Source organism: Pseudideonella sakaiensis, assembly GCF_048320135.1.
GTDB lineage: Bacteria > Pseudomonadota > Gammaproteobacteria > Burkholderiales > Burkholderiaceae_C > Ideonella_A > Ideonella_A sakaiensis_A.
The window spans coordinates 4311294-4327358 of record NZ_CP182947.1; the positions used below are offsets into that span (position 1 = coordinate 4311294).

Below are 16065 nucleotides of genomic sequence, written 5' to 3' on the forward strand. Positions count from 1 at the left end.
ATGGCCAGGCTGCAGCTGCCATCGGTGCACCAGGCGCTGTTGCCGGCGCTGGTATTGCTGATCGGTCTCGGGCTCAGCGTCGCCGCCGCACTGTGGTCGCAGCGCGGCGAAAACGCCGCCGCGCAGGCCGAATTCCACCGCAATGTCGATCGCGTCGCACGCGAGATCGTCGAGCGCTTCGACCTGCCGCTGCACGCGCTGAACGGCGCGCGCGCGATGTACGCCGCGACCGGATTCAAGGTCGAGCGCTCGACCTTCCGCACCTGGGTGCAGGCGCGCGATGCCGCGCGTGAATTCCCCGGTGTGCGCGGCTTCGGCTTCATCGAGCGCGTCGAACCGGATCGTCTGGCCGACTTCGTTGCCGCACAGCAGGCCGACGGTGCTGCCGACTTCTCGTACCGCCGCCTGGACGGCGCCGCAACCGGCGACCATCTGATCATCAAATATATCGAGCCCGAAGCGAAGAACCTGCAAGCGCGAGGTCTCGATGTCGGCTCCGAGCTGAAGCGCAGAACGGCGGCCGAACAGGCCATCACCAGCGGCGAGGCAGCGATGACCGCGCCGATCACGCTGGTGCAGGACGAGCGGCAGACGCCGGGCGTGCTGCTCTACCTGCCGGTTTATCAAGGGCAGGGCAGTCCGAAAGACGCCGAGGCGCGCCGTTCGCGACTGGTCGGCCTGTTGTATGTGCCGATCGTGATCGATGAGTTGCTGAACGACCTCGGCGACATCCACCGCGACCGGATCGACTTTCGTCTGCTCGATCCGGCCGCGTCCGATGCCGGCGAGCGGACAGTGTTCAGCTCCGCAGCCAGTCCGTCGAACGAAGCCGACGACAGCCCTCCGGCAGCGACTGTCACGCTGCAGCTGCCGGGGCGCAGCCTGCTGATGGAGGCGCGCAGTGCGCCGCAGCTGGATGCTGGATTTGGCGCTCTGGTGCCGACGGCGCTGCTTGCCGGCGGCGCGCTGGCCAGTGCGCTGCTGGCGCTGCTGCTGTTGCAGCAATCGACCGGACGCAGCCATGCCGAGGCACTGGCGCAGCGCAGGACGGCAGCGCTGCGCCGCAACAACGAACTGCTCGCGAGCATCGTCGAGAACCTGCCTTGCGGACTGTGTGTCTTCGATCCGCAGATGACACTGGTGCGAGCAAACCGCCAGTTCCGTCAGCTGCTCGACCTGCCGGACGAACTGCTCGATCGCGATCGCGTCGGACTGGCCGACATCGTGCGCTTCCAGGCGCAGCGCGGCGATTACGGCGACGCCGCCGGCGAAGCCACGGTCAGCGCAATCGTCGACGAAGTGCGGGCGCAGGACGGGCCGCGGCAATTCGAACGCGAGCGCAGCGACGGCACCGTGCTCGAGGTGCGCACCGCACCCTTGCCGGGAGGCGGCCTGGTGTCGACCTATATCGACATCAGCGCGCGTCGCCGGGCCGAACGGGCCGCGCAGCGCAGCGCCGATCTGCTGCGTGGCGCGATCGACGCGATCGGCGAGGCCTTCGTGCTCTACGACGCCGATGACCGGCTCGTTTTCTGCAACGACAAATACCTCGAGCTGTACCGGCCGGTGCCCGGCGTGATGGTGCCGGGCACGAGCTTCGAGCAGATCGTCCGCGCCGGCGCGGCGAGCGGGCGCGTGCCGGCCGCCGCCGAAGACGTCGAGCAGTGGGTCGTCGATCGCGTCGCCGCCCACCGGGCCGCAGACTCGACCTTTTTGCAAAAACTCGACGACGGGCGCAGCCTGCGCATCATCGACCGCCGCCTGGCCGACGGGCACACGATCAGCTTCCGGATCGACATCACCGAAGTCGTCCGCGCGGCCGAATTCGCGGAAGCGGCTTCCAGGGCGAAAAGCCAGTTCCTCGCCAATACAAGCCACGAGATCCGCACCCCGATGAATGCGATCCTCGGCATGCTGGCGCTGTTGCGCAAGACCGAGCTGACGCCTCAGCAGGCCGATTACGCGAGCAAGACCGAAGGTGCGGCGCGTTCGCTGCTCGGCCTGCTGAACGACATCCTCGACTTCTCGAAGGTCGAGGCCGGCAAGATGCGGCTCGACCCGCATCCGTTCAGCACCGACCAGTTGCTGCGCGACCTGTCGGTGATCCTGTCGGCACAGATCGGCGACAAGCGCATCGAAGTGCTGTTCGATGTCGACCCGGCCGTGCCGAGCGAACTGATCGGCGACGCAATGCGTCTGAACCAGGTGCTGATCAACCTGGCCAGCAATGCGATCAAGTTCACCGCGGCCGGCGAGGTCGTCGTCTCGATCGAACTGCTGGCGCGCGATGCGCAGCAGGTGCAGTTGCGGTTCGCGGTGCGCGATACCGGCATCGGCATTGCGCCGGAGAACCAGCAGAGCATCTTCGATGCGTTCATCCAGGCGGAAGCGGCGACGACGCGGCGCTTCGGCGGTACCGGGCTCGGTGTCAGCATCAGCCAGCGGCTGGTCGAATTGATGGGCGGGCAGCTGCAACTCGACAGCGCACCGGGCCGCGGCAGCCGCTTTTATTTCGAGATTCCGTTGCCGGTCGCCGCCGCCGAGCAGTCGGCGGATGCCGCCGCGCCGGTCTCGCCGCCAGGGCTGCGTGCGCTGGTCATCGACGACCACCCGACTGCGCGCGCGGTGCTGTCGCGGATGGCCCGCTCGCTCGGCTGGTCGGTCGATGTCGCGGCCGACGGCGACAGCGGCCTGGCGCGGCTGCATGCGGCAACTGCCGCCGGGCGTCCGTACCAGGCGGTATTCGTCGACTGGCTGATGCCGGGCATCGACGGTTGGGAGACCTGCCACCGCATCCATGAGCTCGGGCTGGCCGGCGCCGCGCCAGTTGTCGTGATGGTCACCGCCCATGGACGCGAGGTGCTCGATGCGCGCAGCAGCGACGAACAGGCGAGGATCGACCGCTTTCTCGTCAAGCCGGTCACCGCATCGATGCTTGGCGACGCGGTCGTCGATGCGCGCAGCCGGCAGCGGGTGGCAACGCAGCCGCCGTCGCAGCAGCGTGCGGTGTCGAGCCGGCTCGCCGGGCTGCGTCTGCTCGTCGTCGAGGACAATCCGAACAACCAGCAGATCGCCCGCGAACTGCTCGAAGCCGAGGGCGCGAAGGTGCAGATCGCCGACGATGGACAGGCCGGCGTCGAGGCCGTCGCGGCGGCCGATCCGCCATTCGACCTGGTCTTGATGGACCTGCAGATGCCGCGGCTCGACGGTTTCGCGGCGACCAGCCGGATTCGCCAGGATCTCGGCCGGCTCGACCTGCCGATCATCGCGATGACCGCCAATGCGATGGCCTCGGATCGCGAGGCCAGCATGGCGGTCGGCATGAACGACCACATCGGCAAGCCGTTCGACATCGATCACCTGTTGCGGGTGATCCGCCAGCATGCCGGGCCGAAGGCGCCGCTCGCCGCTGCAGCGCAGCCGTTGCAGATGCCGCTGCTCGAGCCGGCGGTTGCCGGAGCCGCTGCCGCTGCGGGCATCGACATCGGCACCGCGATCGCTCGACTCGGCGGCCAGCCAGCGACCTATGCGAGGCTGCTGCGCGCCTTCGTGAAGGACCTGGTGGCGATGCGCAAGCAGCTGAACGACCTGTCTGCCACCGACGATGTCGCGAGTCTGCTGCGGCTGCTGCACACGCTGAAGGGACTGGCGGCAACCTTCGGCGCAACCGCGCTGTCGGCCAGTGCGGCGGCCAGCGAGCGCCGGTTGATCGCCGATCGCAGCGTGCAGAACATGCGTCTGATCGCGACGGCGGCCCGGCTGGCGATCGATGCCGCCAGCCCGGGGCTCGGCGCGCTGCTGCTCGCATTGCAGCCGAACGGGGATGCCGCGGTCAGGGCGTCACCAGCGGCCGGCAACGAGGTCGACCGGCAGGCGGTGCGGCGCGCGCTGCTGCAGTTGTCGGCATTGCTCAGCAGTGCCGACAACGATGCGGTGCGGGTGTTTGCGGAGTTGCGATCGGCATTCGGCCCATCGTTGCGCGACCAGCGTTTCGACGCGCTCGATCGGTCGATGGCTGGCGGTGACTATCAACAGGCACTGCGCCACTGCGCGCAGCTGATCGACGCCTTGCAGCGCTGAGCCCGGCTGCCGCCGTCAGTAGACGCCGTCGCCGTCGTTGACGAGCAAGCCGACTGCCTGTCGCAGCGACGGCGGCAGCTTGCCTTCGGCACCTTGCCCTTCGGCAAACAGGTAACGGTGACCGGCCGGCAGCAGGTGCAGCCGCACGCCGAGCATCTCGAGCCGGTCGCGAGGCTCGATCTCGTCGATGTTCGACGTCATCTGCCGGCCGTCGAGCAGCGTCACGACACCTCTGCCGATCACCTCGATGCCACGGCCATGCTCGATCACCAGCCCGGTGTCCTCGTCGATGCCGAGGCCGAGCAGCGTCGGCTGCTCGGCGACCACCGACAACAGCCTGCCGAGCCGCCTGCGTTCGGAAAAATGCTGGTCGATGATCGCCCGCGATACCAGGCCGAGGCCGCGGTCCAGCCGCGCCGCATCCTTCTCAGGCAACGCCGGCGTGCTGCCCTCGGCCAGCATGTTGCCCGACAGCGCGGCTGCGCCGGCACTGGTGCCGGCAATGCAGGCGCCGTTTTTTACGTACGCCTCGCGCATCGCGTCGGCAAATGCACTGCTTTCGATGCTCGCCATCAGCCGGCGCTGGTCGCCGCCGGTGATGAAGATGCCGTCGGCTTCACGCAGCCGGGTGGCGGCATCCTGGTCGTCGGCTTGTTGGCGGTCGCGGGCATCGACGATGCCGGGGTTCTCGACGCCAAGCGCTTCGAAGGCCCGCCGATAGGCCTTGCCGGCGGCCATCGGGTCGATGCTGGCGGCGGTCAGGACAACGATGCGTGCGCCGCTGCCGCCACTCAGTTCGATGAAGCGTTGCAGGATCTCGCTGTCGGCGCCGCGTTCTTCGGCGCCGCCAATCGCGATCAGCCGACCGCTGCGGCGGCCGGCCGTCACCGCGCCCGCGGGCATCATCGTCGCAATCGCCATTGCACCGGCACCAACCAGAACCCTCCTTCGATCACTCATCGCCGAGATTGTCGCCGAAGGCAGCGAAGCGGGCCGGATTCAGCCGAGGCGGATCGGCACGAAGATCCGTTCGCCGCCGCGCGCGACCAGCAAGGCCAGCTGCTTCGGCTTGTCCTGCAGCGATTCGCGCACCTGCTCGACCGAGCGGATGCTGCGGCCGTTGATCGCCAGCAGCACATCACCCGGCGCGATGCCGGCGCGCGCGGCCGGGCCGCCGACCTGCTCGATCAGCAGGCCCTGATCGGCCGCGACGGCTGCGCTGTGTTGCCGCTCCTGCGGCGTCAGCGGGCGCAGCGACAGGCCGAGTCGACCGCCGTCGACGGCCGCGCCGGCGTCTGCCTTCTCGTCCCGGCTGGCAACCGTCTCGGCGCCACCGAGCTTGACGTCGATCTGGCGCCACGCGTTGTCGCGCCAGACCTTCAGCTGCACCTTGTCACCCGGCGTGGCCAGGCCGATCCGGCTCGACAGATTGCCGGACCGGACAATCGGCTTGCCGTTGACCTCGGCGATCACGTCGCCTGGCTGCAGCCCGGCGCGGCTGGCCGCACTGTCCGGTGCCACATGGGCAACCAGCGCGCCGTCCGGCCGCGGCAGGCCGAACGACTCGGCCAGCGCCTGGTCGAGGTCCTGGATCTGCACGCCGAGCCGCGCGTGGCTGGCCTGGCCGGTTGCGACGATCTGGTCCTTGACCTTCAATGCGACGTCGATCGGGATCGCAAAACTCAGGCCCTGGAAGCCGCCGCTTTGCGAATAGATCTGCGCATTGATGCCGACCACCGCGCCGTCGCCGTCGAACAGTGGGCCGCCCGAATTGCCGGGATTGACCGCTGCATCGGTCTGGATGAACGGCACGACCGCATCGCCGGGCAGCGATCTGCCTTTCGCGCTGACGATGCCCTGGGTCGCCGTCTGGTCGAAACCGTAAGGCGAACCGATCGCCAGCACCGGATCGCCGACCTCGAGCCGGTCGGCATCGCCGAGGCGGACCGTCGGCAGGCCTTCGGCCTCGATGCGCAGCACCGCGACATCGGTCACCGGATCGCTGCCGAGCACCTTGGCGACATATTCGCGCCGGTCGCCGAGCTTGACCTGCACTTCCTTCGCATCACGCACGACATGTGCATTGGTCAGGATCAGGCCGTCGGCGCTGATGATGAAGCCGGATCCCTGGCCGCGAAACGGAACCGACGGCGCCTGGCCACGCCCGCCCGGCGGCTGCAGACCCGGCATGCCGCGGAAAAACTGGAAAAACGGGTCGTCCTCGAGGCCGGGCGGCAGGCCCTGCATTTCGGCAGCGGCCTGCTGCCGGCCTTCGACGGTGATGCCGACCACCGCCGGGCCGGCCTGGCGGACGATGGCGCGGTAGTCGGGCGCACCCTGCTGCACCGACAGCCGCGGCACCGCCGGCGTCGATGCCGGCGCGGCGGCCGCGACCGTGCTGGTCTGTGCCGATTTGCCGCTCTGCAGCCATTGCGGCAGACCGAATGCGAAGGCGGTTCCGCCGGCGAGCACACCGGCGGCTACGAGGCTGGCAACGAGGGGCTTGGTGGAGGTCGTCATGGTCGGTCCTTTGATTGCTGGGGTGCGGCGATTGCCGCAGCCCCGAATGGTCGGACCCACCGATGAGGGCTCGATTAGCGCTCGGTGAAGCGAGGATTAAGCCGGTTCAGCCGGCAGCGGATCGGCCGTCGGGAAGCGCACGCTCGCGCGCAGGCCGCCGCGCGTCGAATCGCCGAGCTCGACACTGGCGCGGTGGCGTTTCGCGATGGTGCTGACAATCGCCAGTCCGAGGCCGCTGCCGTCGCCGTCGCCCGGCTCGCGGCGGAAAAAGCGGTCGAAGACGCGTTGCCGGTCGGCCTCGGGAATGCCCGGCCCGGCATCGTCGACCTGCAGCAGCGGCTGGCCGGCCGGCGCGTCGACCGTGACTTCGACCGCAGCGCCGGCTGGCGAATGGCGCAGCGCGTTGTCGACCAGGTTGCGCACCAGCAGCGCCAGCGCCGTCGCGTCGCCATCGACCTCGACCGGGCGTTCGGCAAACAGCAGCAGGCGTTTGTCGGCGGCAACCGCCAGCGGCACCAGATCGGCGATCACGCCGCGCGCCAGTTCGGCCAGATCGAGCCGTTCGCCGGCGAACGGCGCGGCGCCCGGCTCATGGCGCGCCAGCGCGAGCAATTGCTCGACCAGCCGCGCCGCCCGGTCGATGCCGGCCGCCAGCTGCTGCTCGGCGCTGCGGCGCGCGGCCGGATCGTCGGCGCGTCGCAGCATGCCGATCTGCAGTTTCAGCGCGGTCAGCGGTGTGCGCAGTTCATGCGCGGCATCGGCGACGAAGGCACGTTGCGATTCGAGCGCCATGCCGAGCCGTTGCAGCAATTCATTCAGTGCGCCGACCAGCGGCGCAATCTCGTCGGGCAGGCCACCTGTCGGCAGCGCATCGAGCGACGCCGCATCGCGCCGGCGCACCGCCGCCGCGACGGCAGACAGCGGGCGCAGGATCAGGGTGGCGGTCCACCAGCTCAGCAGCGCCAGCAACGGCGTGATCACCGCCAGCGGCGCCACGCTGCGCAGCGCTGCATCGGTTGCCAGCTCGCGCCGGATGCGCCGCGGCTGCGCGACCTGGATCACGCGGTCGTCGCTGGCGACGCTGAAGGTGCGCCAGACCTCGCTGCCGGTGACGATGTCGGCAAAGCCGAGCTGCACCCGCGCCGGCACCAGGTTGTGGCGGCGCGAGGCATAGATGCTGCGGCCGTCGACGGTCCAGATCTGGATCACGAAATCGAGCTCCTCGTCGCCGAAGGCGCGCGCCTGGTCAGGCGCGATCTCGCCCTGGTCGCGCAGCGACAAGGCCATCTGCCGCAGCTGGTAGTCGAACAGGATTTCGGTCTCGTCGAGCACGGTGCGATAGGCCACCGTGCCCATCAGCAACGCGGCCAGCGCCAGCACCGCCAGCAGCATCAGCAGCAGGCGCAGCCGGATCGACGTCATCGATCGGAACCCGCTGCCGGCGGCGGCTGCAGAAAATAGCCGACACCGCGCATGTTGCCGATGAAGTCGGCGCCGAGCTTGCGCCGCAGCTGGTGGATATAGACCGACACCGCATTGCTCTCGATTTCCTCGCCCCAGCCGTACAAGCGGTCCTCGAGCTGGGCGCGCGACAGCACCGCGCCAGGGCGCATCATCAATGCCTCGAGCACGGCCAGCTCGCGCGACGACAGCAATACCGGCTCGCCGTTGCGCAACACGCGGCGGGTCGCCGGGTCGAAGCTGACGCCGCGGTATTCGAGCACCGGTTCGCTGCGTCCGCCATGGCGGCGCATCACCGCACGGATCCGCGCCGTCAGCTCGTCGAGTTCGAACGGCTTGACGAGGTAGTCGTCGGCACCGGTATCGAGGCCGCGAACCCGGTCGCCCGGTGCATCGCGCGCGGTCAGCACGATCACCGGCGTCGGGTCGCGGCGGCTGCGCAACTCGGCCAGCAGCTCGAGTCCGTCGCCGGCGGATGCGGCAGCCGTGGGGCCGCCGCTCGGCAGGCCGAGGTCGAGCAATACCAGGTCGAAGCGTTCGCTGGCGAGGCTGGCGCGGCCGGCCGCCAGATCACGCACCCAATCGACCGCATGGCCTTCGCCGCGCAATGCAGAGCGCAGGCTTTCGCCGATCATCCTGTCGTCTTCGACCAGCAGCAAACGCATCGTTGTCGGTTGGGTTGTGGGGAGGCAGCATCAGCGGCGGCTGGCGCCGCGCGGTCGACTTTAGGGCAACTTGGCGCCTGCGTAGGAGCGGGCCCACAGTCGCTTGCGCCGCCCACCTATCGTCGATCGGGCCGGTTGCGGTGACGATCTGCCAATGGAGATTCGCACCCCGCCGCGATGACTGCAGACAGCCGCTCATCCAGCCGCAGCCGATGGCCTCGCCGCCTGGCCTTTGCCGGTGGCGGCTTCGTCGCGTTGCTGCTCGCGTTCGTGCTGATATCGGAGTGGGCAGGCTGGCCCTTCCTCGCCGGGCCGATGCAGCTAGGTCTCAGCGAGGTGCTGAAACGGCCGGTGGCTTTCCGCGCGAGTGCGGGCGAGGCCGACGCCGCTGCGGCTGCCTCGGCGGTGACGTTTGCCGACGGCGAAAAAGCCGCTGGCGTCGAAATCCATCTGCTCGGCGGGATCGATGTGCGTGCGGCGCGTATCACGATCGCCGCACCCGAATGGAGCAAGGGCCCGCCGATGCTCGATGCCCACAGCGGCCACCTGAAGCTGCGTTATTCGGACCTGTGGCGGGCCTGGCGAGGCGAGCGGCTGGTGGTGCGGCTGATCAGCGCCGACCGGCTGGCTGTCGTCCTCGAGCGCGAATCGGACGGCCGTGCATCGTGGCAGTTCGGCAAGAAGGACAAGGACAAGCCCGAACGCGACAGTGGCTTGCCGCGGGTCGATGAATTGCTCGTCGCCGATGGCCGGCTGAAGCTCGACGATGCGATGCTCGACAGCCGCATCGACGCACGTTATTCATTGCTCGACGGCTCCGGACGCGTGACCCGCGATGCTGCTGCGCCGGCAAAACCGGCCGCCAGCGGCAGCGACGGTTCGGCCAACGCCGACACGCCGCCGAACGGGTTGCAGGTCAAGGCCGATGGCCGATACCGCAGTCTGCCGTTCAAGCTCGACGCCAGTTCGGACGGCGTGCTGTTTCTCACCGAAGAGGATGCGGCAGAGGCGAAGGCGCCGATCAAGGTCGATGCGACGGTCGGCCATGCGAAATTCCGTTTCGACGGGTTTGTGCGTGGACTTGCGCAGTTGACCGAGATCGATGGCAAGTTTGCGGTGGCTGGCCGCTCGCTGGCCGCGGTCGGCGACGTGCTCGGCGTGACACTGCCGACCACCGGCGCATTCAATACCGAGGGCAGCGTCGCCAAACGCGACGACATCTGGAATGTCAAGGTCGATTCGGCACGCATCGGCGAAAGCCGGCTGAATGCGGCGCTGCGTTACGACGCCGGCCGCGAGACGCCGTTGCTCGAAGGCAAGGTCGGCGGACCGAAGCTGCTGTTGAAGGACCTCGGTCCGGTCGTCGGCACGACGCCGGAAGTCGATATTGCCGAGCCGCGGCGCAAGGCTTCGACCGCGGCACCGGGGCGCGTCCTGCCGGCTCGCGAATTCGATCTGCCGTCGCTGCGGGCGATGGATGCGAATGTCGCGCTCGACTTCCAGCAGCTCAATCTGAATACGCCCCGGCTGGAGCCGCTGCAGCCGATGCGCGCCCACCTGGTGCTGCAGGACGCGGTGTTGACGATCAAGGACATCGTTGCGAAAACCTCGTCGGGCAGCGTGACCGGCACGCTCAGGCTCGACGGGCGCAAGGACATCGCATTGTGGAAGGCCGACCTGAAGTGGCAGGATATCCTGCTGCAGCAGTGGCTGAAGCTGGCTCGCGCAGATGGCGCGCCGCCGTATATTTCCGGCACGCTCGATGGTCAGCTCGACCTGGCCGGCCGTGGCCGCTCGACCGCCGAGATCCTCGGCAGCCTCGACGGCCGGATGCGCACGCGAGTCCGCAACGGCACGGTCTCGCACCTGCTGGTCGAGGGGGCCGGCATCGATCTGGCGCAGGCACTCGGCGTCTGGATCAAGGGTGACGAGTCGCTGCGCATGAGCTGCGCGCTCGCCGACATGAATGTCAAGAATGGCCTGATGCGGCCCGACATCTTCGTCATCGATACCCGCGATTCCATCATCTGGGTCGATGGTTCGGTGTCGCTCGTCGACGAGTCGCTCGACCTGCGTGCGGTGACGTCGCCGAAGGATTTCAGCCTGCTGTCGCTGCGCACGCCGATTCACGTGAAGGGCACGCTGGGCTCACCCGATATATCGCTGGCAACAAAACCGCTGGCCGGCAAGGTGATTGCGGCCGGCCTGCTGTCGATGCTCAATCCGCTGGCGGCGCTGATCCCGCTGATCGATACCGGCGCTGCCGACGACAAGGCCGAAGGCTGCGCGGCGCTCGCCGCCAGATCGGCCGAATTGCGCAAACAGGCCAACCGTTCGTGACCGGTTGATGTCCCAAAGTTACACCCGCTTCCGGCGCCGTTGTAACCGCAGTGCCGGAAAGTTCGGTTGACGATGTAATAAAGTTACATCAGAATGGAGGGCCCTGTTGCAGCCGCGGCGCCTGCCGATCCGACCATGAACCCGACCGTCCAGCGCGTCACCGAGCGAATCCAGCAGCGCAGTGCGGCGCTGCGCAGCGCCTATCTGGCGCGCGTCGACGCAACGATCAAGCGGCCGCGCGGGCCTGAGCGGATGGGCTGCGCAAACGTCGCACACGCGTTTGCTGCGCTGCCCGGCAGCGACAAGTTCAAGGTGGTGGCGGAAAAGGCGCCGCACATCGGCGTCGTTACCGCCTACAACGACATGTTGTCGGCACACCAGCCGTATGAATCCTTTCCGCAGGTAATCCGCGACCAGGCGCGCCGGCTCGGCGCGACGGTGCAGGTGGCCGGCGGCGTGCCCGCGATGTGCGACGGTGTCACGCAGGGCCTGCCGGGGATGGAGCTGAGCCTGTTCTCGCGCGACACGATCGCGATGGGCACGGCGGTCGCCTTGACCCACGACGTCTTCGATGCCGCGCTGCTGCTCGGCGTGTGCGACAAGATCGTTCCCGGCCTGTTGATCGGCGCGCTGCATTTCGGCCACCTGCCGTGTGTCTTCGTGCCGGCCGGGCCGATGAGCACCGGCCTGTCGAACAATGCGAAATCGAAGGTCCGCGAGCAGTATGCGCAGGGCCAGGTCGGCCGGGCCGAACTGCTCGAAGCCGAATCGGCGGCCTACCACGGCCCGGGCACCTGCACCTTCTACGGCACCGCGAACAGCAACCAGATGCTGCTCGAGGCGATGGGCCTGCATGTGCCGGGCGCGGCCTTTGTCCACCCCCACGATCAGCTGCGCGAGGGCCTGACGCGCGAGGCGGTCAGGCTGTCGGTCGAGATGGCGAGCGCGCGGCCGGACGGCGCGCGCTTCACGCCGATCGGTCGAATGGTCGATGAGCGCGTGATCGTCAATGCGATGGTCGCGTTGCTGGCCACCGGTGGCTCGACGAATCACCTGATCCACTGGGTCGCGGTGGCACGTGCGGCCGGCATCCAGATCGACTGGAGCGATTTCTCCGAGCTGTCGCATGTCACGCCGCTGCTGGCGCGCGTTTATCCGAACGGCAGCGCCGATGTCAACCAGTTCCAGGCCGCCGGCGGACCGGGCTTCGTGATCCGCGAACTGCTCGATGCCGGCTTCATGCACGACGATGTGCCGACCGTTTGCGGCCGCGGCCTGCGCGCCCATGGCGAACTGCCGCGGCTCGATCCGGCCTCTGGCGAGGAAACACGGATCAACTGGTCGGCGCTGCCGGCGCAAAGCGGCGACGAATCGGTCGTGCGCAAGGCCGCTGCGCCATTCAGCCCGCATGGCGGCTTGCAGCTGCTGACCGGCAACCTCGGACGCGCGGTGATCAAGGTGTCGTCGGTGCCCGACGACCGCCATGTGATCGAAGCGCCGGCGCTGCTGTTCGACACCCAGGAAGCGCTGTTGCAGGCCTTCAAGGATGGCAAACTCGAACGCGATTTTGTTGCGGTGGTCCGCTTCCAGGGGCCGCGTGCAAACGGCATGCCCGAGCTGCACAAGCTGACGCCGCCACTGGCGGTATTGCAGGGCAGGGGGTTTCGCGTCGCGCTGGTCACCGACGGCAGGATGAGCGGCGCATCGGGCAAGGTGCCGGCTGCCATCCATGTCAGTCCCGAGGTGCTCGCCGGCGGTCCGCTCGGCAAGCTGCGCGACGGCGACCTGATCCGGCTCGATGCGCCGGCCGGCAGACTCGAAGCGCTGGTCGATGCCACCGAATGGGACAGCCGCGAGCAGGCGCAGCTGCCCGCAGAATTGAGCGAGACGAATGCGCACGGCCTCGGCCGCGATCTGTTCGGCGGCATGCGCCGCAATGTGCTGACCGCCGAAGAGGGCGCGATCACCTGGCTGTGATGCCGTATACGATGCGTCGGACCCGGCTCTCCCTCAAATCCTGCAAGGAAGACGAATGAAAACCCTGTCGTTGGCGGATCATGGACCGGTGATTCCGGTGATCGTGCTGCATGCGGTCGAGGATGCCGTGCCGCTCGCCGAGGCTTTGGTCGCCGGCGGCGTCAAGGTGCTCGAGATCACATTGCGCACGCCGGTGGCGATGAAATGCATCGAGGCGATCGCCGGCACGGTGCCCGATGCGATCGTCGGCGCAGGCACGGTGCGCAATGCCACCGAGGCGCGGGCCGCGCTGAATGCCGGCTGCCGCTTTGCCGTCAGCCCCGGTTATACGAGCGAGATCGGCACCGCCTGCCGCAACATCGGCCTGCCGTTGCTGCCCGGTGTCGCAACCGCCAGCGAGATCATGACCGCGCAGGACGACGGCATGCAGTTTCTGAAATTTTTCCCGGCCACCGCGGCCGGCGGGTTGCCGATGCTGAAAGCGTGGGCCGGCCCGTTCCAGGACGTGATGTTTTGCCCGACCGGCGGCATCACCGTGAAAACCGCGCCCGAGTTTCTTGCGCTGCCGAACGTCAAGGTCTGCGGCGGCTCATGGCTGACGCCGGCCGAACTGGTCGAGGCCCGGGATTGGAAAGCGATCACCCGGCTTGCGCAGGAGGCGAGCCAGCTGCGGCCGGCAGGTTGAACGAGCTGCCGGCTGCGCAGATTACGCTGCCGGTTTCCACGGGTCGTAGCTGCCGACGTGCCAGAGGTGGCCTTCGTTGTCGCGGCAGCTGAAACCCCGACCGCCATAGTCGGCATCGTGGATCTCGACGACGATCTGCGCGCCCTGTGCCTTCGCGCTGGCATAGACGGCATCGGCGTCGGCGACGACGATATACGGGCTTTCGGTTTCGAAGCCGCCGATTTCATCGGGCTGGCGTTGCAGCATGTCGACCGGCGATTCGTCGCGCGGCACCGAACTGAGCATCAGCATGCCGCCGCCGAGCACCAGCTGCGCATGGGCGATGCCGCCGTCGTCGGAAGGGTAAACCGCCCGCCGTTCGAAGCCGAATGCTGCGCACAGCCAGTCGATCGCAGCCGGCGCGTCGCGATAACGCAGGCAGGGGATGACCGTGGAACCGCTCGTCGCGTCGCTGGACATGTCTGCACTCCTGTCGGCCCGTCAAGAGGGGCTTCGGCTTCATCCTAAACAATGAACCGCGACCGATGCGTCGGGGTATGCCGCAGGGTCGTCGCGATGTGCAATCCGCACTTCACGATGCGGGCTTGCACTCGATGATCATTCGTTGTCGAAGATGAAGCAGGTGGTCGACGCATGGGCATAGAGCCGCCCGTCGGGGCCCTCCATCCGCGCGTGTGCGGTTGCCATCCGGCGGCCCAGGTGGATCACCTCGCCGAACGCCCGCACCAGCGGCACCGCGATCGTCAGCGGACGGGTGATGTTGATCTTCAGTTCCGCCGTCGTATACGACTTGCCGGCCGGCAGGCTGGTATGGACGGCGCAACCCACCGCCGAATCGAGCAAGGTCGCAAACCAGCCACCGTGCACCGAACCAAGCGGGTTGTAGTGCTTCAGCATCGGCCGGCCCTGGAAGACCGCGCGGCCCGGGCCGACTTCGATCAACTGGAAATCGAGCGTTTCGGCCATCGCCGGATACGGGATCGCGCCCTCCAGCATCGCCGTCATCACCTGCAGGCCGGTTTTTCCCGCGACTTGCTCGGGTCGCGCCAGACCGGGCCCGGACAGGTTGGCCAGGATGCGCTCGGCCTCGCGTTGCCAGGCCTCGGCGACCAGCTTCGTCGGTGATGGTTCGGCCGTCGCGCGCTCGGCCAGCAGGGAATCGGTCATTTGTCGCTCTCCGATCGATTGCAGATGCAGAAAATTGTATATGCAATCAATCGACGCGATGGTCTGCGGCGGCGGCCAAAGGGCCGACGTCGAGTAGGGATTCGCCGGCGGTGGTGGCAATGGCGCCGCGTCTGCCGGACATTGGGGCCAGCGCTGCCGCTGCCAGCCGTCATTTTTTCGAGGAGCCCGCCATGCCCGCATCGTTGTCACCCTCAGCCGCGACCGCCAGGTGTGTCGGTCTGCTCGCGGTTGTGCTCGGTCTGGCCGCCTGCGCTGGGACCGGCCCGACCAGGCTGGCGCCGGGCAGCAGCAGTGGCCAGGTGATGCAGGCGCTGGGTCCGCCGACCAGCGTCCATGTGCTGCCGCAGCCGTTGGCCGATCCACCGTATCTGCAGGTCGACACGACGGGCAGCGCGACGCGGCGGCTCGAATACCGCGGCGGCAGCTTTGCAACCTCGACCTACATGTTCGATTTCGATGCCAATGACCGCCTGCTGGCCAGCGCGCAGGTGCGCGGCGAGGCGCGGTTCAATGCGATCCGCAGCGGCATGGACCAGTCGCAGGTGTTGCGCACGCTCGGCCATCCGTCGACGATCTGGCACCTCGGCTTCCAGCGCCAGAATGTCTGGGCCTACCGCTTTGAAACGCCGTTCTGCCAGTGGTTCCAGGTCGGCATGGGTTATGACGGCAAGGTTGTCGACACCGCGTATGGGCCGGATCCGATGTGCGAACATCTGTTCGACGGCAAACTTTGAACCGGTCAACCGAGAACCGACCTCCGATGCAGCATCCGCCCGATCGTTCCGCCCCCGAGGTCATCGTCCACGGCATCAGCAATTGCGACAGCGTCAAGCGCGCGCGCGGCTGGCTCGACGACAACCGCGTCGCCTACCGCTTCCACGACTTCAAGAAACACGGCGTGCACGCCGACGATCTTGCAAACTGGATGGCCGACGTTGGCTGGGAGCGGCTGCTCAATCGCCAGGGAACGACCTGGCGCAAACTCGACGACGGCACCCGCGACGCGGTCCAGGACGCGGCGAGCGCCGCCGAACTGATGAAATCGCAGCCGAGCGTGATCAAGCGGCCGGTCGTCCGCTGGCACGACGGCGAACTGACGGTCGGCTTCGACCCGTCGTTGTTCGCGCACCGCGCCGCCGCCTAGCCGCT

12 protein-coding genes are annotated in these 16065 nt (G+C 68.0%); 6 read left to right on the forward strand and 6 right to left on the reverse strand.

Going from position 1 to position 16065, the window contains the following annotated elements:
• A complete protein-coding gene (locus tag ACNH6H_RS19790; RefSeq protein ID WP_418320015.1) occupies positions 1 to 4080 on the forward strand; it encodes a PAS-domain containing protein in 4080 nt (1359 codons plus the stop codon).
• A gap of 15 nt (positions 4081 to 4095) precedes the next feature.
• Here the strand turns inward: ACNH6H_RS19790 and ACNH6H_RS19795 are convergent, their stop codons facing one another.
• The 4 genes from ACNH6H_RS19795 to ACNH6H_RS19810 form a co-directional block, all read right to left on the reverse strand.
• Positions 4096 to 5040, reverse strand: coding sequence for a cyanophycinase (locus ACNH6H_RS19795; protein WP_418320016.1), 945 nt, complete (start codon positions 5038 to 5040; stop codon positions 4096 to 4098).
• A gap of 39 nt (positions 5041 to 5079) precedes the next feature.
• The gene (locus ACNH6H_RS19800; protein WP_418320017.1) at positions 5080 to 6600 is read right to left on the reverse strand and encodes a Do family serine endopeptidase; all 1521 of its coding nucleotides are present in this window, start codon (positions 6598 to 6600) and stop codon (positions 5080 to 5082) included.
• Between the two features lie 96 nt (positions 6601 to 6696).
• Positions 6697 to 8022 carry an ATP-binding protein gene (locus ACNH6H_RS19805; protein ID WP_418320018.1) on the reverse strand — a complete coding sequence of 442 codons (1326 nt, stop codon included), beginning with the start codon at positions 8020 to 8022 and terminating at the stop codon, positions 6697 to 6699.
• Positions 8019 to 8726: a response regulator gene (locus ACNH6H_RS19810; protein ID WP_418320020.1), complete on the reverse strand. Its 708-nt coding sequence runs from the start codon at positions 8724 to 8726 to the stop codon at positions 8019 to 8021. The genes ACNH6H_RS19805 and ACNH6H_RS19810 overlap by 4 nt, the downstream gene beginning before the upstream one ends.
• Positions 8727 to 8903: 177 nt before the next feature.
• On the opposite strand from ACNH6H_RS19810, the gene ACNH6H_RS19815 reads away from it, so the two are divergent.
• The 3 genes from ACNH6H_RS19815 to eda all read left to right on the forward strand — a co-directional run bounded on the left by ACNH6H_RS19815 (position 8904) and on the right by eda (position 13728).
• Positions 8904 to 11066 carry an AsmA family protein gene (locus ACNH6H_RS19815; protein ID WP_418320022.1) on the forward strand — a complete coding sequence of 721 codons (2163 nt, stop codon included), beginning with the start codon at positions 8904 to 8906 and terminating at the stop codon, positions 11064 to 11066.
• A gap of 135 nt (positions 11067 to 11201) precedes the next feature.
• Entirely contained in the window at positions 11202 to 13043 is a 1842-nt protein-coding gene (gene edd, locus ACNH6H_RS19820; protein WP_418320024.1) for a phosphogluconate dehydratase, read from the forward strand.
• Between the two features lie 55 nt (positions 13044 to 13098).
• On the forward strand, positions 13099 to 13728 hold the full coding sequence (gene eda, locus ACNH6H_RS19825; RefSeq protein ID WP_418320026.1) for a bifunctional 4-hydroxy-2-oxoglutarate aldolase/2-dehydro-3-deoxy-phosphogluconate aldolase: 630 nt from the start codon (positions 13099 to 13101) through the stop codon (positions 13726 to 13728).
• 21 nt (positions 13729 to 13749) lie between these two features.
• Here eda and ACNH6H_RS19830 read toward each other — a convergent pair whose 3' ends face one another.
• On the reverse strand, positions 13750 to 14187 hold the full coding sequence (locus ACNH6H_RS19830) for a VOC family protein (protein WP_418320028.1): 438 nt from the start codon (positions 14185 to 14187) through the stop codon (positions 13750 to 13752).
• Positions 14188 to 14325: 138 nt separating this feature from the next.
• The gene (locus tag ACNH6H_RS19835) at positions 14326 to 14895 is read right to left on the reverse strand and encodes a PaaI family thioesterase (RefSeq protein WP_418320030.1); all 570 of its coding nucleotides are present in this window, start codon (positions 14893 to 14895) and stop codon (positions 14326 to 14328) included.
• Between the two features lie 191 nt (positions 14896 to 15086).
• On the opposite strand from ACNH6H_RS19835, the gene ACNH6H_RS19840 reads away from it, so the two are divergent.
• Positions 15087 to 15650 (forward strand): hypothetical protein, encoded by a 564-nt coding sequence (locus ACNH6H_RS19840; RefSeq protein ID WP_418320031.1) that lies wholly within the window; start codon positions 15087 to 15089, stop codon positions 15648 to 15650.
• A gap of 26 nt (positions 15651 to 15676) precedes the next feature.
• Entirely contained in the window at positions 15677 to 16060 is a 384-nt protein-coding gene (locus ACNH6H_RS19845; protein WP_418320032.1) for an ArsC family reductase, read from the forward strand.
• Positions 16061 to 16065: the final 5 nt, after the last annotated feature.